The following is a 23,399-nucleotide window of genomic DNA, read 5'->3' as shown; positions in this document are numbered from 1 at the left end:
GTGGTGTCACGGGCCCTGGACTCTACGGGTGAAGTGCGGCGCGCGCGTCAGCGCGAGCCACACGCTCTTGATGCTGAAGTTCTCGGCGGCCGCTTCCTGCTCGACCTTCTCGTACGTGCAGCCGTCCTGCTCCCAGGTGTCGCCGAAGGCGTAGTAGGACCAGTAACGGACCATGCACTCCTTGACGTCCTCGCTCGCCGCGAGGTAGTCGGACAGCTCGGTCACGCCGTTGAAGCTGAAGTCCGCTCCCCCGTTGGGCGGCGAGAAGACCGTGCCGCTCGCGTCGATGGGGAGCCCGACCTCCTCGTTCCGCCACCGGCCGAACGCGTCGTAGTTCTCGAAGCCGGTGCCGATCGGGTCCGTGAACCTGTGGCAGCCGCCGCAGGCCGGCTCCTTCGTGTGCATCTCGACCAGCATGCGCGTCGTCGCCGGGGTCTCCAGGGGCTTGATGTTCGGATCGACGCCGGGCGGCGGGGGCAGGAGCGGCTGGCAGAGCAGACGGGTGCGGACCATCTTGCCGCGCTGGGTGGGCGAGGAGAGCTTCGCGCCGCCGTGCCCGGTCAGGAAGCTGCCGTGGGAGAGGATCCCGCGATCGCGCTGCCCGGGGGAGATCGTCACCCTCGTCAGATCGGGGCCGCCGGCGCCGCCGAGGCCGTAGTGCGTGGCCAGGCTGCTGTTGATGAACGTGTAGTCCGCCTGCAGGAGGTTGGAGAACGTGCCGTTCTGGTTGAACGCGGTGTCCACGATGAGCGCCTGCGTCTCGGCCATCATGTCCCTGCGCAGCTCATCGGTGAGGTTGAAGACCGTGTTGTCCTTCACCGTGGTGACCAGGCGGTTCAGCTGGAGCCAGCCGCGCATGAACCGCATCATCTCCGTCTCGGCGAGCGGGCGGGTCCCCGGGTCCTCCAGGAGGCGCAGCGCGTGCTGGGCGATCTGGTCGCTGGTCAGCGTGGTGCCCGCGGCGACGGCCGCGTCGGCGGCCTGCAGCAGCGCATCGTCCGGCATGGTCCCGGTCAGCAGGTACGAGATGTTGCTCGCGATCTCGTGCGGGCTGAGCTCGTAGAGGCCGCCGCCGATGTCGTTGCCGATCTCGTGGCGGTACAGGAAGTACGGCGACTGCAGCATGGCGCTCACGACGACCTTGGCGCCGTCCTCGAACGTCTCCTCCGCCGCGAACAGGGCGTCATAGGACGCGAAGCGCTCGTCCGAGAGCGGCTCGCGGAACGCGCGGCGGCCGAAGTCGCGGATGAACTGGCCGCGGCACGCCTCGTCGATCGCCCGGCAGGTGGCCGAGGAGAGGGAGTCGAGCTTGTTCGTCACCGCCCACTCCGCGGTCGCCTCGGCCCAGTCCATGATCTGCTGGGCGGTCAGGTCGCGGATCACCAGCGCGTTCGCGTCGGCCGTGAACCCGAGCACCTGCGGATCGTTGAAGATGCTCGGGAGCGCGACGCTCGGATCCCGGAAGAGGTCGCGGACGGTCGCCTCGAACTGGTCCACCGTCAGGCGCCGCACCGTGCGCGGGCCGGGGGTGCTCAGATCCGCGGCCTCGCACTCCGACACCTCGGGGATGTCGTGGGGCTGCGGCGGCGGCTCGTCGATGGGCGGCGTGCCATCAGGGTTCTCGGGATCGCCGCCGCTGCTGCTGCCGCTGCTGTCGGAGGGCGTGCCATCCGTATTGCCCAGATTGCCCAAGCAACCGAGCGGGCCGGCGAGGAGGAGTGCCACGGCGGAATACCGGCGACACGCCTTCGCCGAAACTAAGCTCTTAAGCGTGCTCATCATTGCTTGAGAAAAGCTGATGTCTCTCATGTTGTCAAGCCCCGATCAAGCGGTGTCGCCTCTGGATACCGAATCAACCTGCTCTGCTACTCTGCCGTTTTCTGCCGTTGAATCCATCCACGTACCCGGCTTCAACTCATCATCTTGTCGTCCGCGCCGCTCAGCGCCTGTCGGCTCCTCTCGGCGCCGCTGCCCGCCTCCGGGCACCCGATCGCACCGCCATGGGCCGTTATCGGCCGAGCTCAGACGCAACGCGTCGGGTTGACGCGCGATGTCGTCCGCCATGCGGGCGGGCTCGGCATCGCCGCCATGCCGTGACAGGGGCGGCCCCGCGGCTCGCACAGCGCGCTTCGACCTCGAGACCCGAGACGAGCAGCCGGGCGAGCGCCTCCGTCTCCGTGAGCGTCGAAATGCGGGTCAGGCCCATGCCAGCGATGAAGCAAGCCGTATGCCGCTCAATTTCATGGGCATTCCCCGGATGCCCCGTGCCGGTTTCCTGATTTTTTCGGCAATCGACGATGGGTGGACGTGGCTCGGTCCAGGAAGCGCGATCCACCTGATCCGCGATCCATCGAGGCCCTGGAGGGGCGCCCCGGACACCGCCGCCGTCAACCCTTGGACCAGGCGCTGATCGACCGGTAGCTCGCGACGGACTCCTCGATGACCTCCAGCGCGCGGTGCCGGTCGTACATCGTGTCCACCTCGGCGAGCTTGTTCTCGAGCGTCTTGTAGTCGAGGAAGAACCGCATGAGCTCCCTGGTCACGTGCGGGGGCAGCTCCTCGTGGGTCAGGTAGTGGGCCACCGAGGGGTCGTCGACGGCGACGGCGATGATCTTGTCGTCAACGCCCTTGTCGTCGCGCATGAAGAAGCCGCCGATCGCGCGCGCCCTCACGATCGTGAGAGGCACCACCGGCTCCTGCATCAGGACCAGCACGTCGAGCGGGTCGCCGTCGCCCGCGTGCGTCTGGGGGATGAAACCGTAGTTGGCCGGGTAATGCACGGACGAGTAGAGGACGCGGTCGAGCATCAGGAGCCCGGTCTTCTTGTCGAGCTCGTATTTGCACTTCGATCCTTTCGGGATCTCGATGACGACGGGGAAGAAGTCGTGTCGGCTGTCGGGGAGCAGGATGTCGTGGAGCGGGTGGGTCATGGCGGGGTCCTGGGCTGTCGCCCCGCCCGGGGTCCGGGCGAGGGCACGCAGGATAGCAGAATTCCAGGCAGACTGGCGCGCGGCGTATCGCCCGCCACGGCGGCGCGGCCGGGCAGGCGCGGCCACATGGTGGGCGATACGCCGCCGCGGCTCACTCGCGCCAGCAGAAGCCGAAGCCCGCGGACGCGCCGCGCTCGAGCTCTGCGTTCCAGTCCACGCCGGTGAACGTCACGCCCGCATTGCCCACCTCGTGCTTCGCGTTCCACACGTCGGACGGCGTGCCGTCGACCTGGAGGGTGACCGCCCACGCCGCCCTGGCCTCGCCCATGTTGGTGACGGTGACGGACTTGCAGCCGCCGCCGCCCCACACCGAGTCCACCTTCTCCACGACATCGAAGTCCCCGTTCGTGGGCGGCGGGTCGTTGTCGGTGCCCGACGGCTGCTCGTCGCCCGGATCCGTGTCGGGGCCCGACTCCGTCACCGCCTCGGCGAGGCGCCTCGTGAAACGCGGCGACTGCGCGATCGCCTTGATGACGCCCGCGACGGTGAGGTTCTCGGGCCCGAGCTGGCCGGTGATCTGCTCCGCCATGCAGGAGAGCTCGGCCTGGTCCATCGCGCCGAAGCCGAAGCGGAGCCACTGGAGGGTGAAGCACGCCTGCGCGTCCGGGCTCTGCGCGAGCTTCTGGGCGAGCTCTCCGGTGCCGTCGAACGTGCCGTTCGTGCCCTCCGCCCCCACGATGTTGCCGCTCGCGTCGACCGGGTGCCCGTCGTCGCTGTCGCGGTAGCGGCCGACACCGTCGAAGTGCTCGAAGCCGAAGCCGATGCCGTCGATGAGCGAGTGGCAGCTCCCGCACGCGTCGTTGTTGGAGTGCTCGAAGAACCGCTCGCGCGTCGACTTCGTGGGATCGGGCTGGGGCGGCTTGACGTCGAGGCCCGCGGGCGGCGGCGGCAGCGGCTGGCAGAGGAGCTGCTCGCGAACGAACTTGCCGCGGTGCACGGGCGACGACTCTGCGGCGTGCGCGTGGGTGCTGAGGACGCTGCCGAGCGTGAGGATGCCCATGCGGTTCGATCCGGTGAGGTCGACCCGCGCCATGCCGTCCTGGTCCGGGGCGCCGTCCGGCGCCGGCAGGCCGTAGAACGACGCGAGCTCCTGGTTCACGTAGGAGTAGTTCGCCGTGTACATCTCGCTCAGCGAGCCCGAGCCCTCGCGGATGAGGTGGCGCACGAAGGCCGCCGTCTCCTTCTCGATCGCCTGCCGGACCGCCTCCGTGTACTCCGGGTACGCGCCCATGTCCTTCGACGGCTTGGCGCTCAGCTGGAGCCAGGTCTTGAAGAACCGGAGGATGCCGGCGTCGGCCCGCGGGTCCTGCAGCATCCTGTCGACCTCGGCGGAGATGGCCGCGGGCGTCGCGAGCTCGCCCGACTCCGCCTTGCTGAGCAGCTCGTCGTCGGGCATCGAGCTCCAGATCATGTAGGAGAGCTGGGAGGCGATCTCGTGCGGCAAAAGCTGGTACGTGCCGTCCGCCGCGACGGCGCCGATCTCCGGGCGGTAGAGGAAATAGGGAGACTGGAGCGCGGCGGCGATCATCGCCTGGACGGCCCCGGCGAAGCCCTCGTCGGCCTTCACGCTGCGGTAGAGCTCCATGTACCGCGCGCGGTCCTCCTGCGTGAGCGCCCTGCGGAAGGCGCGGCGCCCGAAGCGCTCGAAGAACTCGGTCGCGCACGCGTCGTCTCCGGTCGCGATCTCGCAGGGGACGAGCGACCCCGGCGCCTCGATCACCCGGGCAGCGATGTCCTCGGCGGCGTCGCGCATGAGCTGGACGTCGGTGCCGGCGTAGAGGAGCGCGTCGGCGTTGTTGTCGAAGCCCTCGACGTTCGCGTCGGTCGGGAGGATGTAGCCCGTCGTGTCGACGCCGAGGAGATCGGCCACGGTCCTGTCGAACTCGACGCGCGACATCCGGCGCAGGACGCGGCGCCCGGACACCATGTCGGGCTCGCAGGCCGTCGGCTGCTGGTCGCACCCGACGCCCAGGTTGACGCGGTTCACGAACTTCTCGAACACGACGTAATCGTCGCCCTGGAACGGGATGAGCGCGCCGCCGGCGTGGCCGTCGGGGTGCCGGCCGGAGGGGCGCAGGAGGAGCGTCGACTCGCCGTTCACCTCGATCGCGGCGATGTTGCGCACCGCCTCGAAATTCGCCTGCAGCGCCTCGTCGGTGCCCGAGGTGTCGAGCACGAGGCGGGTCCCCTTCGCGAGCCCGGTCTCGGTGTGGCAGACGGTGCACTTCGAGGACATGATCGGGTCCCAGAGGTTCGCCTTGAAGAACTCGAGGTTGTCGGAGCAACCCGAGTCCAGAGAGCCCGTGTCGTCTCCGCCGTCCGTCTCGCTGTCGTCATCGCCGCCCCAGCCGAGCAGGTTCGTGCAGCCGGCGCCCGCGGCGCCGAGCACGACGCACGAGAGCAGGAGCGCGTGGCCGAGCCGCTGCGTCAGCGTGCGCCGCGGGGCGTCGCCCGTCGGCAGGGGCCGGGAGACGGACGCATCCGCCTTGTCGAGGGGTCCCGTCGTCAAAGTATCCATAAGCTTGTTCCTCGTAATCCCAAGTGCTGTCGGTTACCGGACACGCGGGTGGCCGCGCGTCACGCGAGCCCGTCCAGCGGGCCAGTGCCCTTCGAGGCGTCGCCGAAGGTGCTGTTGGTGAGGCCCATGGCCTGACAGATCGAGACCAGGAGCTGCTGGTGAGGAGCGCCGCCGAAGTCGACGTAACGGCCGGGCGTGAAGGCGCCCCCGCCGGCGAGGACGAACGGGACCGACTCGCACCGATGCATCGGCGCGTCGCCGAGCTCCTTGGCCCACACGACGAGCGTCTCGTCGAGCAGGGAGCCGCCGCCGGCGCCGGCGGTCGACTTCAGCTTCTTGAGGAGATAGGCGAACTGCTCGGCGAACCACCGCTCCGCGATGCGGAACTTGTCGACGTCCGCGCCCGCGCTGGCGTGCGAGAGCGAGTGATGGTCCACGTCGGACAGGCCGAGCCAGCGCAGGTGCAGCGGCGAGACCGTGTGAGAGAACTGGACGGTCGCGACCCGGGTCCGCCCGCACGCGAGCGCCGCGGCGACGAGGTCCATCTGCGCGATGGCGATGTCCGGGACCGCGTCTTCGTCGGTCGGGTTGAACGCGGGCGGGGGCGGCGGCGCCGTGTTGCAGCTCGCGGCGACGGGGCCCGCGCCGGTGTTGGCGCCGGGCGCGATCTGCTTGAGGCCGTCGATGTGCGCGTCGAGCTTCGCCTGCTCGCGCGCGGGCACGCCGGCGCGCAGCGCCTCCATCTCGCCGTTCGTGACGCGCAGGATGCTCTGCCGGCGCTTCATCTTCGGATCGACCTCGACAGATCCCGTCCCGGTCGAATCGTTGTTGCCCGTGAAGCCGTCGAAGATCTGGTTGTAGGCGGTCCGCGGCTCGTCGATCACGGGGGCGAACTGCCCCGCCGCGCTGTACGACATGCGGGTCTGCGCGCCCGTCCCCCACGGGCTCGTGTAGATGCCGAGGTTGACCGGCCGGACGCCGAGCTCCTGGGCGACGTACCAGTCGACGCTCTGGCCGCGGCTCGCGCTGCCCGCGTTGCCGCCGCCCGTGAGCATGTTGATCATGCCGGGCTCGTGGTTGTCGACCCCCTTGAAGTCGATGCCATCGCAGATGACGAGATCGGATTTATGCGCCGCGAGCGGCTCGAGGATCGAGCCTGCGGGGAAAGAGAAGCTGGATCCGGAGCCCTGCGGGCGCCAGAGATGATGGTGAGTTCCGTTGGGAGAGAAGAAGATGACCAGATTTCGGGCAGTCCCACCGTCGGCGCGAAGGTGGCTGATCCTGCCAAGGAAAGGAGCGGCAAGGAGGCCGGCGCCCAGGCCGGCGGCGAAGCGGCGTCTGGATATGCGATTCATGACCCAGGGCTTCTGCAGAGGTCATGCCCGCGAGACAATCAGCGCCAAGGACTCGAATTCAAGGAACAGGAGATATACTACATGTCGCCTGAACCCAGACCGGTTCTGGGCGCTGGATCCAGGGGATTTGGAGGGCGATCCTGGACTTGAATGCGTTCGGCGCGCATTCACGACAACGCGTGAGCGGGCTCGGCAGAGCGAGGCCTTCATTATTCCAGCGAGAGCCCTCGAATCAGCGGCAAAGCATCCAAGGAGCGTGCCAGAGGCATCCGGAGATCCCTCAGGGATCCATCGCGGGATCGGCCGTACCTGGAACAGTGCTCCGACCAGGCGACGATCGAGATGCCATGAGGTGAGGACGAATCCGGATTTTTCTATTCATGGCGCCTCTGGCGTGCTGACGGCTCAGCGCATGATCGCCTGAGTGCCTCAACCCGTTCTCGTAGGATCATCTCTTTGCATGATTCGCGGCTGAGAACAGCACTTCGCAGGCTCCCCGTCCGAGAACCGCACTTCGCAGGTTCATCGTCCGAGAGCCTCAATTCACAGGTGCCTCGTCCGAGAATCGTATTTCGCATCTGATGAGAGACGCAGACGGCTCCCGGGCGCCCCCGCGGCGCAAGGCCAGCCCCGACGCCGCGGCCGCAGCGAGCCGCCAGCGCGAAGCGCATCGCGAGGATGGGCAGGAGCCGCGGCTCGTGCGATGAGCTAGGGCCCCGCCGTCGGGGCGAACCTCGCCCGTGGTCCTCCAGATGGCCGTAGCGCTCCCCACGAGACGGTGCCCCGCGCACGCCCGCCCCAGGAAGTCGGGGCGCGCGCCCGACCCCCGGGTCACGCCCCCCCCGCGGCACAGGGCGCCCAGCGCCCTCGCGTTGCTCGCGCTGGTCGCGGCCGTCGGCGGCGCGCACGCGGCGGCAGCCTGCGCGCCGGACGCGCCGCCGCCCGGTGCGCCGCCTCCGGCGGCGAGCGCGCAGGCCGACGCGCCGTCCTCGACGGCGAGCGCGCAGGCCGGCGCGCCGCCCCACGACGCCGGCGCGCCGGACGCCGACCCGCCGGACGCCGACCCGCCGGCCGACGGCCGCCCCGTGGGCTCGCCGGTGCAGCGGCCCGACGATCGCGATGTGCCGCAGCGCGCGTGCTCCTTCACGCTGCCCCTCTGCGTGCACGCGCCCGCCGACGTGTCCGGACAATCCGTCCTGGACGCCTTATCTCACCTGGAGGCCGCGATGCGCGCCTACGACGCGCTCGGCCTGCCGCGGCCGCTCCCCGACGGACAGCGGGGCGGAGGCCCGTCGTACGACCTCTACTTGGAGCGTGGCCCGCGCCGCGGCCCCCTGCGCGTCGGGCACGACATGCGCGCGCTCGGGGAGCGGTTCGACGCCGCGAGCGCGTTCGCCGTCGCCGCGGCGCCGGCGCCCGGGCGCGGCGGGTGCGCGAGCGCGTCCGACGCGGCCTACGCGCTCGGGCACGCCGTCGCCGCGCGCCTCGACGCCGGGGCCGAGGAGGGCGCGGTCGCGATGGCGGCGAGCTACCTCGCCGCCATCGCGGCGCCCTGCCCGGCCGAGGAGCTCGCCGCCGTCGACGCCTTCCAGCGCGCGCCCGAGCGGGCGCTCACCGGCGCGGCGCTCGGCGGGCTCGACGGCGCCCTGCTCTTTCCGTGGTACCTCGACGACGCCCACGGGACCGGGACGCCGGCGCAGGTCGCGATGTCGCTGCTCGCGATCGCGGCGCAGCCCACCCCCGCGGGCGCGGCGCGCTTCCGCGGAGAGCCCGACGTCTTCGACGCGCTCCGGGCGTCGCTCCGGGCCCGCGGCAAGGATGTCGACGACCTGCTCCTCGATTTCGCTGTCGCGCGCGCGTTCCTCGGCAGCCGCAGCGACGGCGCCCACCTCTCGGACGCGGCGCGCTTCGGCGACTTCGGCCGGGTGCGCTTCGAGTGGTCGCTCCCCTACGCGACGCTCCCGCGGCGGGTCGCGCCCCTGCGCCCGATCGAGCCGACCGGCGCCACCTACCTCTGGCTCGATCTGTCGGCGGAAAACGCGAACGGGGGGGCCGACCTCGCGGCGGCCGAGATCACCTTCGTGGCCGACTGGGAGCTGCCCGCGCTGTTCCGCTGGGCGATCGTGAAGGTCGACCGGCAGGGCGCCGAGGCCGGCCGCGTCGAGGTGGCCGGCATCTTCGGGAGCAGCCGCGCGCAGCGGACCGTCGTGGGGCTCGACGGCCTCGCGGGGCTGCTCATCGTCGGCGTCAACGCGGGGAGCATGATCCGGAGCCGCCCGTTCGACCCCGACGACGCGCCGTTCATGCCGCACGCGTACGCGGTCTGGCTCTCCAGGTAGCGCGGCGCGCCGGCCGCGCCGGCCGCGCCGGCCGCGCACGGCGCGCGGGCCGGCGCGTCACGCCCGCGCCTCGCTCCCCCTCGGCGACAGGTGGTGCGCGAACCACTCCCCGGCGAGGCGGGCGACCGCCGCGAGCGCGCCCGGCTCCTCGAACAGGTGCGTCGCGGAGGGGACGATGGCGAGGCGGCGCGGGCAGGCGAGGCGCTCGAGGGCCTCCTGGTTCAGCCCGAGCACCGCCGTGTCCGCGCTGCCCACGATGAACAGCGTCGGCGCCCGCACCCGCGCGAGCGCCGCGCCCGCGAGGTCGGGCCTGCCGCCGCGCGACACGACGGCGCCGACGAGGCGCGGCCGCGCCGCCGCGGCCAGGAGCGCGGCCGCCGCGCCGGTGCTGGCGCCGAAGTAGCCGACGCCGAGGTGACGGAGCTCGGGGCGCGCGAGCGCCCAGTCCGTCGCGCCGACGAGCCGCCGGGCGAGCAGATCGACGTCGAAGCGGAGGCGGGCGCTCCGGCGATCTTCCGCCTCCTCGGCCTCGGTGAGCAGGTCGAAGAGCAGCGTCGCCAGCCCCCACCGCCAGAGCGCCTCCGCGACGGAGCGGTTGCGAGGGCTCCTGCGGCTGCTGCCGCTGCCGTGGGCGAAGATCACGAGGCCGATGGCCCGCTCCGGGATCGCGAGATCGCCGGGCAAGGCCGCCGTCCCCGCCTGCACGCAGAGGGGGAGCTCCGCGCCTTCAGGCGGCCGCGGCAGCTCGCGCCGCGCCTCGGCGAGCAGGAGGGCGACCTCGTCGTCGGACGTCTGCGAGAAGTCGTCGTAGTAGGCGCCGATCGCCTGGAGGCTCGCGTCCTCCTCGATGCAGGCGACGCCGTCGACCTCGCGGGAGAGCGACGACAAGCTCGACGGCGCGGCGACGGGCGTCGCGAGGATGATCCGCCTCGGCGAGCGCTTGCGCAGATCGCGCAGCGCGGCGCGCACCGTGCCGCCGGTCGCGATGCCGTCGTCCACGACGATCACGGTCCGCCCCTCGACGGGCGGCGTCGGCCTCTCGCCCCGGAACCGGCGCACCCTGCGCTCGACCTCGGCGGCCTCCTCCGCCGCGATCTCGGCGAGCTCCGCCTCGGAGATCCCGAGCAGCGCGACGAGGTGCCGGTCGATGTACACCTCGCCGCCCTCGGCGATCGCGCCCACGCCGAGCTCCGGCTGCCCGGGCGCGCCGAGCTTGCGCACGATCCACACATCGAGCGGCGCACCGAGCGCACGCGCCACCTCGTAGGCCACCTCGACCCCGCCGCGCGGCAGGCCGAGCACGAGCGGCGCCTCCCTCCGATAGCCGGAAAGGAGCTGCGCGAGCCTGCGCCCGGCGTCCCTGCGATCCTGGAACAGTTTGGCTCGACCCATCGCCGCCTCCCCTCTCATCCGCCCTCTCCGGCCCTTCAAGAGCGGTGCCGCGCTGCGGGCGCGGCGCGGACGGCGATGCGCGGCGGCGGCGAGGGCTCGGCGGCGCAGGCTCAGCCGCGCCGCGCGGCGCGGCGGGCCGTCAGCCGAACAGGCTCCACTCGTCCTCGATGAGCGAGAGCGCGTGGATCAGCTCGACCGCGAGCTCGCGCTCCAGCCACTCGTCGACGCGCTGGCCGGCCGCGATCGCGCTGTAGCTCGCGCGCGGGATGCGCTTCGCCAGGTGCATCAGGCACCCGCCGGTGCGCTCGAGGCGCGCGACCCAGTCGGTGTCGCGGTAGGCGTACCGGGCCTGGTGGAACAGGGAGTCGCTGAGCGCGGAGATCCTGTCGCGGATGACGTCGGCGGGCTCGGCGCGGGATCCGATCGCCTCGCGCACCTCGCCGATGGCGCGCAGCACGAGGCCGACCGGCGCGCCGGGGTGGAACGACGCGCGCTTCGGCGAGAACGTCAGGTCGTCGAGCGCGAGGAAGTACCAGGCCAGCGGCGAGGAGACGCGGTAGAGGAACGCAGCGCCGCAGGCGTCGGCCGCCGCCATCGCGATCTGCCAGGCGCCCTCCTCGTCGACGCTGTCCTGCTCCGCGGGCATCCCGTCGATGCGCTCGATCCCCGCGCTGCTCGCGAGCGGATCGGCCCACGCCATGACGAGGACCGAGGTGGCGCGCGACCAGCTGCACAGGAGGCGCGCCCTCGCCTCGGCGGACACGCGGCCGCTCGGCGCGATCCAGACGAAGCGCCCCTCCTTGATGTCGGCGCGGTACTCGTGCTGCGAGGCGCCGTGGTCGGCGAGCTGCTGGAAGAGCTCCTCGCCCCGCGCCGCCCAGCGCTGGGCGCGGGCCTCCTCGACGCTGTCCGACGGCGTGTCGTCCCAGTCGAGCTCCGGCGGCCGGGGCGGCGCGAGCTCCGCGTCGTCCGCCTCGCGCTCCGCGTCGCTGGCGCCCCGCGCGCCCCGCGCTCGCCGCTTCGGCGGCGCGGCGCGGGCCTGCTCGTCGGCGCGGGCCCTCGCCGCGCGGATCCTCGGCGCTGCCGGGCGGTCCGGCGCGGCGCGCTTGTTCGGCGCGGCCGCGGCGCGCTTGTTCGGCGCCGCCGGCCGATCCGCCGCGGCGCGCTTTGCCGCGGCGGCCGGCCCGTCCTTCGCAGCACGCTTGTTCGGCGCCGCCGGCCGGTCCGTCACAGCACGCTTGTTCGGCGCGGCAGGCCGGTCCGTCACAGCACGTTTGTTCGGCGCCGCCGGCCGCTCCGTCGCAGCACGCTTGTTCGGCGCGGCAGGCCGCGCAGCCGCGGCGCGCTTTGTCGGCGCGCCCGCGGCCGCGCCTCCGCGCTCGCCCGCCTTGACATGGGGCTGCGCGCGCGCGCGCCCGCTCGATGCCTTGACGACGGTGCGCCTCGGTTCAGCCGATGTCCCCCGACCGCGCGGTTTGGGCATTGGGACAGGGTATCACGAGGCCGGCCGACAACACCGGTGGAGGCGCGCCGGGAAATGCGCCTCCGCTCAGGGAGCCAGGGCGCCGGTGGCGCCAGGTCCGAGCGCCTTGGGCGCCGGAGACCTCCGCGGCCCTCCACGGTTCGCGCGGCTCATTTCGCCTCGCCGAGGGCGCGGCGCACGACCTTCTTGAATTTGGCGAGCGGCTGGGCTCCGCTGACGAGGTAGCCATTGATCACGAACGCCGGAGTCCCGTTGATACCGGCGCTCTTCGCGACCTGCATGTCGGCCTCGACGGCGGCGCGGTGCGTGCGCTCGTCGAGGGCTCGGGCGAAGCGCGCCGCGTTGAGCCCGAGGCTCGCGGCGTGCTGCTCCAGGGCCGCGCGGTCGAGGTTCGAGGCGGCGTTGTCCTTGAAGAGCCGGTCGTGCATCTTCCAGAAGCCGGCCGGCCCCTGCTGCGCCATCGCCTCCATGGCCGCCTCCGCCGCGAGCTGCGCCTCGGGGTGGAAGGGCAGCGGCAGGTGGCGGAAGACCAGACGGACCTTGCCCGGGAAGGCCTTGAGGAGCTCTTCCATCGTGACCGCGCCGCGCGCGCAGAAAGGGCACTGGAAGTCGGAGAACACCTGGATGACCACCTTGCCCGCGGCCGCGCCCTTGCCGGGGTTTTCCCTGGACGGCGGGGGCACGGACACCTTCGGCGGAGGCGCCGGCGGGACCGCCTGCTTCTGGATGGCCTCGTAGACGCCCGCGCGCGGCGTCCCCGCCACGACCATGGCCTCCGCCTTCGCGATCTCCTCGTCGATGATCGCCTGGAACTTCTCGATCGGCTGCGCGCCGATGAGCCTGCGCCCGTTGATGAAGAAGTGCGGCGTGCCTCTCGCGTCGAGATCGTCCGCGAGCTCCACGTCGGCCTCGATCTTGGCCGCGTGCTTGCGCGACGCGACGGCGCGCCTCGCCGCCGCCACGTTCATCTGGAGGTCCGCGGCGACGGCCTCGAGCGCGGCGTCGTCGAGGGCCGCCTCGCCGGCGAGCAGGCGGTCGTTCGCCTGCCAGAAGGCGGCGTCCCCCTTCTGGGCCCGCGCCTCGCGCGCGAGCTCCGCGGCGGGCTCGGCCCGCGGGTGGAACGGCAGCGGGTTGTCCTTCCAGACGACGCGCAGCTTGTCGCCGTACTGCGCCGCGAGCTTCTCGATCGTCGGCGTGACCCGCCTGCAGAACGGACACTGGTAGTCGCTGAACATCACCATCGTGACGAGCGCCGTGTCCTTGCCGCGCACGGGCGAGTCGCCGACCGGCACGAGGTGGACGACCGAGCTGACGTCCTCCTCCTCGGCGTCCTCGGGCTCCTCGGCGGGCGCGGAGAAGTTCTTCGTCGCGAGCGCCGCATACACCTGCTCCGGCGGCGTCCCGGCGGCGCGGAGCTCCCGCGCGGCGGCGAGCTGCGCGTCGATGACCTCGGCGAACCGCTCCGCCGGCTGCGCGCCGTCGACGAGCACGCCGTTGATGAACGACGCCGGCGTGCCGTTCACGCCGAGCCGCGCGGCGAGCGCCATGTCCGCGTCGACCTTCCGCGCCGCGCCGCTCTGCTGCACGAGCCGCGGGATCTGCGCGGGGGTCACCCCGGCCCGCCGGAGCGCCGCGGCCTCGATCTGCGGCGAGAGCCGCTCGTCCGCCTCGAAGATGGCGTCGTGAAACGCCCAGAAGCCGCTCGGCCCCGCGTGGGCGAACACCGCCATGGCGGCCTCCGCGGTCGGCCGAGCGCGCCTGTGGAACGCGAGCGGGAAGTTCTTCCACACGACCCGGAGCTGCTCCGGCCCGTACCGCTGCTCGAGCTGCCTCAGCGTGCCGCTGAGGTGCTTGCAGAAGGGGCACTCGAAATCGGAGAACACGACGATCGTCACGGGCGCAAGCCGGCTGCCGCGCGCGGGATCGACGCGGGTCACCGGCACCGGGCCGGGGTCGCCCTCCGCGGCCATGAGCTCGTCGGGGCCCGGTGCCGGCCTCGGCGGCGCGCCGCTCGCGTTCGCCGGCTGCGATGTGTGCGGAGGGGACGGCGGCACGGCGGAGCTGCACGAGAGCGCGAAGAGCAGCGAGAGCCAGGCGACGGCGGCGATGGCGCGGCGGAGCATCGCGCGAGTGTACTCTCGTTCCGCGCTGGCGCCGCAGCCGCGCCTGCCTCGCAGCGCCGTGCGCCGCGCGCGCCTTCACGTCCCGAGCAGCGGAGGAGAAGCGCGCGCCGCGCGCGATTGACGCCCTCGTCGCCTTCAGCCATGACGGGCCCCGGCGCGCCCGCTCGGCCGCGCCAGGAGAGCGCACCGGGAAACCATGGAGAAGGTCTACAGCGCCGCCCGCGTCCAGCCGGAGGAGCACAGGGACACCCTCGCGCAGCTCTGGAGAGAGAACCTCGCCCACGGCGAGGTATCGCAGGAGTTCGTGGAGCGTCGGATGCGCTGGTTCCAGGAGCAGAACCCGGCCGGCCCCGCGCGGACCTGGATGGGCTTCCACGGCCCGGAGCGGGAGATCATCGGCAGCGGTTCGTTCTACCCGCGCGACGTCTATGTGAGCGGGCGAAAGCTGAAGGCCGGCATCCTCGGCGACTTCGGCGTGACCCGGGCGCACCGCATCGCCGGGGCCGCCATGGCCATCCAGCGCGAGCTCGCGAAGGGCTGCCGCGACGCCGGGGTCGACTTCCTGTACGGCTTCCCCAACAAGGCCTCATTCCCGATCTTCCAGCGCGCCGGTTACAAGAAGATCGCCGACTCCGTCATCTGGGTCCGGCCCCTCATGGCCGCGTACAAGCTGAACGAGCTCGCCGCCTCGTCGGCCGGCGAGCAGCAGAGCACGGTGGGCGCGGTGGTCCAGCGGGTCGCCGAGCGGGCCGCCTCGGTCGTCCCTCACCCTCGCTGGCGCGCGCTCTGGGAGTCGTCCGAGCCGGCCGCCGCGCCCGCCCCGCTCACGCACGCGCTGTCGACGGCCGCCGAGCGGCTCGTCCAGCGGGCGACGGTGAAGCCGGACAACGCCCTGGTCCGGGCCGCGGGGCGCGCGCTCGACGCCTCGATGGCGCTCCGGGACACCGCGGTGCTGCTCGCGAAGGGGAGCCGCGTGCGCACCGAGCTCGTGGACGCCGCCGACCATCGCTTCGACGATCTGTGGTCGCGCGCGAAGCCCTCGTCGGTCGTCGGCGAGCGGAGCGCCCAGTTCCTGAACTGGCGTTACGCGCAGCTCGGCGCCGCCCGCCAACGCTTCTTCTGCATGCTCGACAGGCACGACGGGCGGCTGCTCGGCTACGCCGTCTACGCGGTGCGGAACAACAAGGTCGAGCTGACCGACATGTTCTGCGAGAACGACGGCCCGCTGCTCGACGCCCTGCTGCTCGAGTTCTGCCAGGCGATGCGGCGCGAAGGGCACGTCTCCGTCGGCATGCTCCTCGTGACCCCTCCCGCCTTTCACGCGCGCCTGCGGGCGCTCGGCTTCTTCTCCCGCCCCCACCCCCCGAGCGTCGGTTCGCGGTGGCTCGTCGTACACCTCGACCCGAGCTTCCCGGAAGAGCTGCGGCGCGTGCTGCTCGACCCGAACAGCTGGTTCATGACCGACGGCGAGCTCGACGTCTGAGCCGCCGGGGCGCCTGCCCCGCCGGCGGATCTCTCCGATCTGCTGGACCCCCTCCTGCCGCCGATTACCCTTGCCTCCATGGATAACGAGGCGCCCGCCCTGTCCATCGCGCGGCTGCGCTCCATCTGGGATGCGGAGGTGGGCCCCTCCGCGCGGCGCGCGCTCACCGCGGCCGCCATCGCGGGGCTCTTCGTCGCCGCGCACGTGGCGCGCGTGGGCTCGCCGCTCGCCCGCGCGCTCGCCGGCGCCGGCCTCGCCCTGCTGCTCGCGGCGATCGTCGCGCGGGCGATCGTCGCGCGGCGGCGCCGCGGGGACGCCCGGCGCACGGTGCGCGAGATCATCGGCCGCACGGACGACGCGCTCGGCGCCGCCACCCTGAGGGCGCTCGCGCTCGTGGATCGCGCCGCGTCCGACGACCGGGTCGGGTCGCCGGAGCTCGCGGGCCTGCACCTCCGGCGGCTGCTCGGCCGCGCCTCGCACCCGCGCATCGCCGCCCGCGCGCGGCAGGCGGCGGCGCGGTGGGCGACCGCGGGCCTCGCCCTCGGCGCGGCCGCGCTCGCGGCCGCCGCGATCGAGCCGGCGCGCGTCGTCGAGGGGCTCGACGTCCTGGCCGCCCGCGGCGGCGAGGCGCCGCTCGACCTGCCGTGGCTCGAGGACATCGAGATGACGGCCACGCCGCCCGAGTACCTGCACGCGGACACGGAGGTGCTCCTGCCGTTCGCGACGACGATGCAGCCCCGCGGGACCGTGATCACGATGCGCGGGCGCCCGATCCGCGGGGGCCGCGCGCTCGTCTTGACCGACGGCGCCGCCGACGTCCCGTTCGTGGACGACGGCAAGGGCGGGGTGATCGCGCGCTGGACGCTCGGCGACTCGACGACCCTGCAAGCGGCCGCGCGCTTCGGCCAGGTGCGCGTCCGGCAAGCCGACGCGCAGCGCGTCGTGTCGATCCCGGACGACGCGCCGCGCGTCACGCTCGAGGGGGCCCCGCGCACGGTGAAGCTCCTCGACGAGCCCAGCATCCCGCTGCGCTACGAGGTCACCGACGATCACGGCCTGCGCGAGGTCGATCTCGTCCTGCGCGCCGGCCCCAGGGAGGAGCGGCGGGTGCTCTCGAGGCCGGCGGGCGACGCGAAGGTCGACCGCGGGGGCTACGAGCTCCGGGCGCGCGACCCCTTCTTCCGCAGGACGTACGTGCCCGTCGAGGTGCGCATCGAGGCGCGGGACAACGACCCGATCGAGGGCCCGAAGTGGGGAAGGAGCGAGGCGATCCTCGTCGTCCCGCCGCAGGTGGGCGAGCCCGAGGCGCGGCGCTACGCCGCGCTCGTGAAGGCGCGCGACGCCCTGACCGACCTGCTCGCCGACCGCATCGGCCAGAAGGCGCCGGACGGGACCGGCGCCGCGGCGCACGCGGCGCACGAGGCCGAGGCGCAGGCGGCCGCGAAGGCGGTGGTCGAGCGGGCGCTCGACGCCGATTACGGCGGCGTCCGGGTGCGGGGGCGCATCGCGTCGCTGGCCCGCGGCCAGCTCGCCCGGCTCGACGAGGCGCTCGCCGCCGAGAAGAGGTCGACGACGCGCGCGGCGCACCAGAAGCTGCTCGACGAGACCGAGGGCGTGCTGCTCGCGTTCGACGCGGGCCTGCGCGGCCTCGCGTACCGCGACGCCCAGGCCGTCGCGCGGCGGCTCGCCGACGTCGCGGACGAGGCCGCGGCGGCGGCGGAGCTCCTCGGCAACGGCGATCGCAGCGGCGGCGAGGTGCGCCTCGAGGCGGCCGTCACGGTGCTGGGCGGCGGCGGGGCCGAGCTGCGCAAGCTCGGCGACCTCGGCCTCGACCTCGGCGAGATCGTCGCGAACGACCTGCGCAGGATCGCGCGCGCCCGCGGCGCGGCCGACTGGGTGCACACCGAGCTCGCGGCGCGCGACCTCGCGGCGCGGCTCAGGCGGCCGGAGCCGTCGTTCGGCGGCGGCGGCCGCGGCGGCGTCGAGTCCGGAGCGCCGCGCGGCGGGCCGGATCCCGAGGACGCCTCGAGCGCCGACGAGAGCGTCGCGCAGAGCGCGCGCGATCTCGAGGAGCTCGCGCGCGACCACGCCGCCGAGATGAACGCGGTCGCCGAGGAGCTCGAGCGCGCGTCGCGGCCCGAGGACATCGCCGCGCTCCGCGAGGAGGCGAAGCGGCACGCCGAGGCGATCCGCGAGGCGGTGCGGGATCTGCCGCAGCCCGGCGCGGCGCCCGGATCGGCCGAGTCGGCCGCGGCGGCCGGCAGGGAGCAGGCCGAGGCGATGGCGGGCGCGCTGGAGCAGGGCCGCCCCGAGGACGCGGTAGAGAGCGGCCAGGGCGCGATGCGCTCGCTCGGCGAGGCGAGGCGGCTCGGGTCGCAGAGCGGGTTCTTCCCCGAGGAGCGGGCCGGCCGCGAGGCCGCCGAGGCGCAGCGCGCGCTCGCCGAGGAGCTGGCGTGGGCCGAGGAGGCGCTGCGCAAGCTGCGGCAGGCCGCGTCGGAGCGGGCGCGCGAGGGCCTCGGGCGGTCGAGCCAGCGCGAGGGCTCGCTCGCCGATCGCGCGCGCGACCTCCGCAAGCGGGGCGAGCGCGGCGACGGCCGCATGCCGGAGGAGGTGCTCGAGCGCCTCGACGAGGCCGAGCAGGCGATGCGCGAGGCCCAGCGCGCCCTGGCCGAGGGGGACGGCGAGGAGGGCAGCGATCGGCAGCGTGACGCCCAGCGGCTGCTCGAGATGTCGCGCAGCGACGATCAGGGCCAGGAGGGCGACGGCGACGTGGACGGGGACAGATCCATGGCGAGGAAGGCCGACATCCCGGACAAGGACAAGCACAAGGGCCCCGAGGAGTTCCGCCGGCGCGTGCTCGAGGGGCTCGGGGGCGCGTCGGAGCCGCGGCTGCGGGAGGCGATCAAGCGTTACGCGGAGGGGCTGTTGAAATGAGGCGCATCGGTCGTGCAGTCAGCCCGGTCAGGGCGCCGCGGAGGCCGGCGGCGGTCGCGCGCCGCGGCCTCTGGGCGGTGGTCCTCGCGGCGCTCGCGACGGCGGCGGCGCCGGCGTCCGGCCGCATCTCCGTCGGCGATCTCGATCGCGCGACGCGGGCGCGGGCGGCGATCCTGGAGATCGACGTCCCGGCGGCGCGGGACCTCCTGAAGGACGCGGATCCGGCGGATCCCGCGCTCGCGCTCGAGCGCGGCCGGCTCGCCATCTACGAGGGCGACTGCGACGCCGCCGCGGCGATCCTCGCGCGCCCCGACCTCGCGGCGACGGCGGAGGGCGCGTCGCTCGGCGACATCGCGCGCGGCTGCGCCCGCGCCACCGCCGCCACGGTCGTCGTGAACGACGAGGAGCGCGGCGTCTGGGTGCGGCTCCAGGACGACGACGATCGCGCGCTCGTGCCGCTGCTCGTCGAGGTCGCGGCGAAGACGCGCGACGCGCTCGCCAAGGACCTCGGGGTCGAGCTCCTGAGGCCGCTGCGGATCGACCTTGTCCGCGACCAGTTCACGCTTTCGGCGATGACGGGCCTGCCCGAGGACGCCGCGCGGACCACGGGCACCGTCGCCATCGCCAAGTGGGGTCGGGTGACGATGCTCTCGCCGCGCGCGACGCCGAACGGCTATCCGTGGCTGGACACGCTCGCGCACGAGATCGCGCACCTCGCGCTCTCGCGCGGCACGCGCGACAACGCCCCGCTCTGGCTGCAGGAGGGCGTGGCCAAGCGCGAGGAGGTCCGCTGGCGCGAGCCCGACCCGCTGGACGACGTGCCGTCCGCGGACGCCGTCGCCTGGCTGGGCATCCAGAGGGGCCTCGGGCGCCCGCTCGACAAGATCGGCCCCTCGATCGCGATGCTCCCGAGCGCCGAGGAGGCGGCCGTCGTGTTCGCCGAGGTCGCGAGCTTCATCCGCTACTGGACGAGGGAGGCCGGCGACGCGGCGCTCCCCGAGCTCCTCGTCCGCCTCAAGGCGGCGAGCAGCGACGCCGACCTCGACCGGGCCATCGCCGAGATCTCCGGGGCCGATCTGGCCGCCTGGGACAAGCGCTGGCGCGCCTACCTCGCGACGGTGCCGGCGGACGTGCCGCCCGAGCTCGCGCCCGGCGGGGACATGCCGCACCGGCAGGAGGTCAGCAAGCGGGTGCGGCTCGGGCAGCTCCTCCACGATCGCGGCCACCACGCCGCCGCGGCGGTCCAGCACGCCCGCGCGCAGGCGCTCGCGCCGCACGAGCCGGCGGTGCGCTGCTTCCTCGCCGCGTCGCTCCTGGCCTCGGGCGAGCGCGCCAGCGCCGCGCCCCTCGTCGAGCGGGTCGAGGACGTGACGAGCCGCCACGGCCGGTGGTGGTCGCTGCACGGGCTGCTCCACGGAGGCCCCGACGCGGACCGCGCCTTCTCGGCGGGCACCGCGCTCGACCCGCTGAACCCCGACGTGGCCTGCGAGGAGAAGCTCCCCCCCGAGCTCCCCGCCGATCCCGTTCGCTCGGCGCTCTGCGAGGCCGCGCGCCGCAGGAAGCCCTAGGCACAGAAAAAGGCGGCGCCCCGAGGAAACGGCGCCCCCATCGGCGCAATGCCACGCTCGCGCAGGTTTCCGCGCGAGCGCCCCCGCTCCGGCTTCCGCGGCGCTGGAGCACGCCTCTACGGTAGGCGCGATGCCGAGCGCTGCCCGCATCGCCTTGCTCGTCACGCTGGCCCTCGCCTTCCCCGCGCGGGCGTCCGCCGCCTCCCCGCCGGACGATCCGGAGTCGGACGCGCGCTGCGAGTTCAGCGCGTCCTCCCTGCTCGCGTTCGGCCTGATGCCCATGGCGGGCTTCGGCGTCTCGTCGGCGATCGCGATCCGCTGGTCCGGCGGCTCCCTGGCGCTCGAGCCGCGCACGATCGAGGCGTGGAGCCGCAACGACCAGCAAGCCGGGCAGAGGCCCCGCGCCTGGCTGGGGGCCGCCTCGCTCTGCCGGAACCAGGACAAGGCCTTCCTGTGCACCATCCTTCAGCTCGGAATGCTCGACATGCCCGTCCCGGAGGACGTGGAGCTGGCCGGAGATCGCTCCCCCACGCTCGCCACCGTCGGCGGGCGTGGCGGCACCGACGTGTGCATCTCTCGCTACCTCTGCCTTCGCGGCTTCCTCGAGCTGCACCTCACCCCCGGCAGCCCCGTCCTGCAGCTCGGCTCCCTCACGCTCGGGCAGACGGCATCTTTCGCGACGATCGCCGGGCTCGGCCTGGTGCTGCCCGTGGACCTGGAGTGACCCCGGAGGCGCGGGCGTCCGCCCCGGAGGCTCGCCGCGTCAGCTCTTCGCGCGCAGCGCGCGCGCGAGGGTGTTCCTGCCGACGCCGAGCCGCTTCGCTGCTTCCGTCTTGTTCCCCTCGCAGGCCCGGACCATCGCCTCGACATAGCGCCGCGTCACCTCGTCGAGGGTGAGGCCGAGCGGCAGCGCCACGCGCTCGTCCCCCTCGCGCGTCGCCGCTGCGGGCGGCGGGGCGCCCTCGCGCCGCCGCGACGGCAGGTGCCCCGCGGTGATGCGGCCGTCCGGCGCGAGGGCGATGGCGCTCTCCACCCAGTGCTCGAGCTCGCGCACGTTGCCCGGCCATGTGTGCGCGCGGATGTGGCGGAGCGCCTCCGGATCGAAGCGCGGCGCGGGCCTGCCGTACCTCGTCGCGTAGACGTCGGCGAAGTGCCGGGCCAGCGTCTCGACGTCCTCGGGGCCGCGCTCGCGCAGCGCGGGCAGGTCGATCTCGACGACGCGCGCGCGGTAGTAGAGGTCCTCCCGGAAGCGGCCCTCGGCGACCGCGCGCTCGAGATCGCAGTGCGTGGCGCACACGACGCGCACGTCGGCGCGCAACGTCTGGCGGCCGCCGACGCGCTCGAACGAGCGATCCTGCAGGAAGCGGAGCAGCTTGCCCTGGATGTCGAGCGGCAGGTCCCCGAGCTCGTCCAGGAAGAGCGTGCCCCCTTCCGCGAGCTCGACCTTGCCCGGCACGCGGCGATCGGCGCCGGTGAACGCCCCCCGCTCGTGGCCGAAGAGCTCGCTCTCGACGAGCTGCGCCGGCAGCGTCGTGCAGTCGACCGTGACGAAGGGCCTCGTCTGCCGCCGCGAGTTCACGTGGATCGCCCGCGCGAACAGGCTCTTGCCGGTGCCGGTCTCCCCGCGGAGCAGCACGGTCGCGTCGGTCTGCGCCGCGAGCTGGACCTTCTCGTACACGGCGCCGAGCCGCTCGCTGCGCCCGACGATCCGGTTGAAGGGCCCCTGGAGCACGACCCCCGGCCCGCCGCCCTCGGCGGCGCGGAGCGTCGTCAGCGCGAGCGCGCGGGCGAGCTGCGTCGCGAGCGCGACGAGGTAGCGCTCGTCCTCCTCGTCGAAGGGCGCCCCCGCGCGGTTCAGGAGCTGGACAACGCCGCGGATGGGCGCGGCGCCGTCCTCGCGGATGGGCGCCACGAGCATCGAGCGCGTCGTGTAGCCCGTCGCCCGGTCGGCGGACGGATCGAAGCGCGGATCGCGCGCGGCGTCGTCGACGCGCACGACCTCCCCGGTCCTGGCGACGTGCCCCGCGATGCCGCGCTCGATCGGCTGCCTCAGCGTCGGCAGCTCGGGCAGGAGGGCGACGCGCGTCACGAGATCGCCGCGCTCGGCGTCGACGAGCCAGATGGTCGCGCGGTCGGCGCGGAGCGCCTTCGCGAGCCGCTCGCACGCCGTGCCGAGGAGAGCGTCGAAGTCGACCTCCCGGGCGAGGAGGGAGGCGAGATCGACGAGCAGCGAGAGGCGCGACATGGATAACGGAGCAGTATCCAGCATAGAGGGCGCCGCCCCTGTCGTCACCCGCGTCATCACGCGGCCCGCGCGAGCGCCTCGACGTCGATGCAGAGCCCCTCGCGCGCGGCGACCGACGCGGGGAAGAGCTCGCGCGCGAGCCGCTCGATCTCGGCGACCCCCGCGTCCGTCCGCTGCGGGTCGTGGTGGAAGAGGACGAGCTTGTGCGCGCCGCACGCCCTGGCGATCTCGGCCCCCGCGACGTACGTCGAGTGCCCCCACCCGACCCGCGATCGACCGCCGTCGCCGCGGTACTCCTCGGGCGTGTACTGCGCGTCATAGATGAGCACGTCGGCGCCGTCCGCGAGCGCGCGGAGCGCCGGATCGACGCAGGCGTAGTGCTCGGTGTCGGTCGCATAGACGACGCTGCGCCCCCCGTGCTCGACGCGGTAGGCGAGCACGCCGCCCGGGTGGTTCAGCTTGGCGGTGCGCACGTGGACCTCGCCCACGTCGAACGCCTCGCCGGGCCGCGCCTCGCGCAGGGCGATCTGCGCGCCCAGCTCGTCCAGCCGGACCGGGAAGCTCGGCGCCGCCATCTGCGTCGAGAGCGCGTCGCGGAGCGTCCCGACCCCGTGCGCGCTGCCCACGATCGACAGCCTCGAGCTCGGCAGGTACGCCGGCACGAAGAACGGCAGCCCCTGGATGTGATCCCAGTGCAGGTGCGAGAGCAGCACCGTCGCCTCGACGGGCCCCTCCCGCAGCAGCGCGTCGCCGAGCTTGCGCGCGCCCGTCCCCGCGTCGAGGATGATCCGCGACGATCCGCAGCGGACCTCCACGCAGCTCGTGTTTCCGCCCACCGAAGCCGTCTCCGGCCCGGGCGATGCGATGCTCCCTCGGACTCCCCAGAACCTGATCTCCATCGCTGTGTCGCGCCTCCTCGCGGCCCCCCTCCCACGGGTTTAGCGAGCGGCGTGCCACCACTTATTCTAT

The 23,399-nt window shown here is 73.5% G+C and carries 14 protein-coding genes; 5 read left to right on the top strand and 9 right to left on the bottom strand.

Going from position 1 to position 23,399, the window contains the following annotated elements; genetic code table 11:
* Positions 1-6: 6 nt before the first annotated feature.
* The 4 genes from WMF24_RS47285 to WMF24_RS47270 all read right to left on the bottom strand — a co-directional run bounded on the left by WMF24_RS47285 (position 7) and on the right by WMF24_RS47270 (position 6,863).
* Positions 7-1,725, bottom strand: a complete 1,719-nt coding sequence (locus WMF24_RS47285; protein ID WP_437734073.1) for a DUF1592 domain-containing protein — start codon at positions 1,723-1,725, stop codon at positions 7-9.
* 662 nt (positions 1,726-2,387) lie between these two features.
* Complete coding sequence (locus WMF24_RS47280; protein WP_437734072.1) at positions 2,388-2,930, bottom strand: inorganic diphosphatase; 543 nt, start codon at positions 2,928-2,930, stop codon at positions 2,388-2,390.
* Positions 2,931-3,081: 151 nt separating this feature from the next.
* Positions 3,082-5,508, bottom strand: a complete 2,427-nt coding sequence (locus WMF24_RS47275; RefSeq protein ID WP_437734071.1) for a DUF1592 domain-containing protein — start codon at positions 5,506-5,508, stop codon at positions 3,082-3,084.
* 59 nt (positions 5,509-5,567) lie between these two features.
* Positions 5,568-6,863 carry a DUF1552 domain-containing protein gene (locus tag WMF24_RS47270; protein ID WP_437734070.1) on the bottom strand — a complete coding sequence of 432 codons (1,296 nt, stop codon included), beginning with the start codon at positions 6,861-6,863 and terminating at the stop codon, positions 5,568-5,570.
* An 872-nt stretch (positions 6,864-7,735) separates the two neighbouring features.
* Between WMF24_RS47270 and WMF24_RS47265 the strand changes: the two genes are divergently transcribed.
* Entirely contained in the window at positions 7,736-9,202 is a 1,467-nt protein-coding gene (locus WMF24_RS47265) for a hypothetical protein (protein WP_437734069.1), read from the top strand.
* Between the two features lie 57 nt (positions 9,203-9,259).
* Here the strand turns inward: WMF24_RS47265 and WMF24_RS47260 are convergent, their stop codons facing one another.
* From WMF24_RS47260 to WMF24_RS47250, 3 genes are all read right to left on the bottom strand, one after another.
* Complete coding sequence (locus tag WMF24_RS47260; RefSeq protein WP_437734068.1) at positions 9,260-10,594, bottom strand: phosphoribosyltransferase family protein; 1,335 nt, start codon at positions 10,592-10,594, stop codon at positions 9,260-9,262.
* A gap of 139 nt (positions 10,595-10,733) precedes the next feature.
* Positions 10,734-11,825 carry a DUF6882 domain-containing protein gene (locus tag WMF24_RS47255; RefSeq protein ID WP_437734067.1) on the bottom strand — a complete coding sequence of 364 codons (1,092 nt, stop codon included), beginning with the start codon at positions 11,823-11,825 and terminating at the stop codon, positions 10,734-10,736.
* A gap of 401 nt (positions 11,826-12,226) precedes the next feature.
* Positions 12,227-14,200, bottom strand: a complete 1,974-nt coding sequence (locus tag WMF24_RS47250; RefSeq protein WP_437734066.1) for a DsbA family protein — start codon at positions 14,198-14,200, stop codon at positions 12,227-12,229.
* Between the two features lie 196 nt (positions 14,201-14,396).
* Here WMF24_RS47250 and WMF24_RS47245 point away from each other — a divergent pair, with 196 nt between their 5' ends.
* The 4 genes from WMF24_RS47245 to WMF24_RS47230 all read left to right on the top strand — a co-directional run bounded on the left by WMF24_RS47245 (position 14,397) and on the right by WMF24_RS47230 (position 20,909).
* Positions 14,397-15,683: a GNAT family N-acetyltransferase gene (locus WMF24_RS47245; RefSeq protein WP_437734065.1), complete on the top strand. Its 1,287-nt coding sequence runs from the start codon at positions 14,397-14,399 to the stop codon at positions 15,681-15,683.
* 78 nt (positions 15,684-15,761) lie between these two features.
* Entirely contained in the window at positions 15,762-18,617 is a 2,856-nt protein-coding gene (locus tag WMF24_RS47240) for a DUF4175 family protein (RefSeq protein WP_437734064.1), read from the top strand.
* A complete protein-coding gene (locus tag WMF24_RS47235) occupies positions 18,614-20,185 on the top strand; it encodes a hypothetical protein (protein ID WP_437734063.1) in 1,572 nt (523 codons plus the stop codon). Before WMF24_RS47240 ends, WMF24_RS47235 begins: the two co-directional genes overlap by 4 nt.
* Before the next feature lie 130 nt (positions 20,186-20,315).
* Positions 20,316-20,909, top strand: a complete 594-nt coding sequence (locus WMF24_RS47230) for a hypothetical protein (protein WP_437734062.1) — start codon at positions 20,316-20,318, stop codon at positions 20,907-20,909.
* Positions 20,910-20,948: 39 nt separating this feature from the next.
* On the opposite strand, the gene WMF24_RS47225 is transcribed toward WMF24_RS47230, so the two are convergent.
* The gene (locus WMF24_RS47225; protein WP_437734061.1) at positions 20,949-22,430 is read right to left on the bottom strand and encodes a sigma-54-dependent Fis family transcriptional regulator; all 1,482 of its coding nucleotides are present in this window, start codon (positions 22,428-22,430) and stop codon (positions 20,949-20,951) included.
* Positions 22,431-22,486: 56 nt separating this feature from the next.
* Positions 22,487-23,329, bottom strand: coding sequence for an MBL fold metallo-hydrolase (locus WMF24_RS47220; protein ID WP_437734060.1), 843 nt, complete (start codon positions 23,327-23,329; stop codon positions 22,487-22,489).
* Positions 23,330-23,399 lie beyond the last annotated feature (70 nt).

This window comes from Sorangium sp. So ce1335 (assembly GCF_051521615.1).
In the GTDB taxonomy this organism is placed as follows: domain Bacteria; phylum Myxococcota_A; class Polyangia; order Polyangiales; family Polyangiaceae; genus Sorangium.
Note: the sequence above shows the minus strand (reverse complement) of the source record. Positions and strands in the feature narration are given on the sequence as shown.

Coding starts and splice junctions, on each gene's coding strand:
- WMF24_RS47280 (WP_437734072.1), bottom strand. CDS start 2,930: ATGACCCACCCGCTCCACGACATCCTGCTCCCCGACAGCCGACACGAC.
- WMF24_RS47275 (WP_437734071.1), bottom strand. CDS start 5,508: ATGGATACTTTGACGACGGGACCCCTCGACAAGGCGGATGCGTCCGTC.
- WMF24_RS47270 (WP_437734070.1), bottom strand. CDS start 6,863: ATGAATCGCATATCCAGACGCCGCTTCGCCGCCGGCCTGGGCGCCGGC.
- WMF24_RS47260 (WP_437734068.1), bottom strand. CDS start 10,594: ATGGGTCGAGCCAAACTGTTCCAGGATCGCAGGGACGCCGGGCGCAGG.
- WMF24_RS47250 (WP_437734066.1), bottom strand. CDS start 14,200: ATGCTCCGCCGCGCCATCGCCGCCGTCGCCTGGCTCTCGCTGCTCTTC.
- WMF24_RS47245 (WP_437734065.1), top strand. CDS start 14,397: ATGGAGAAGGTCTACAGCGCCGCCCGCGTCCAGCCGGAGGAGCACAGG.
- WMF24_RS47240 (WP_437734064.1), top strand. CDS start 15,762: ATGGATAACGAGGCGCCCGCCCTGTCCATCGCGCGGCTGCGCTCCATC.
- WMF24_RS47235 (WP_437734063.1), top strand. CDS start 18,614: ATGAGGCGCATCGGTCGTGCAGTCAGCCCGGTCAGGGCGCCGCGGAGG.
- WMF24_RS47230 (WP_437734062.1), top strand. CDS start 20,316: ATGCCGAGCGCTGCCCGCATCGCCTTGCTCGTCACGCTGGCCCTCGCC.
- WMF24_RS47225 (WP_437734061.1), bottom strand. CDS start 22,430: ATGTCGCGCCTCTCGCTGCTCGTCGATCTCGCCTCCCTCCTCGCCCGG.
- WMF24_RS47220 (WP_437734060.1), bottom strand. CDS start 23,329: ATGGAGATCAGGTTCTGGGGAGTCCGAGGGAGCATCGCATCGCCCGGG.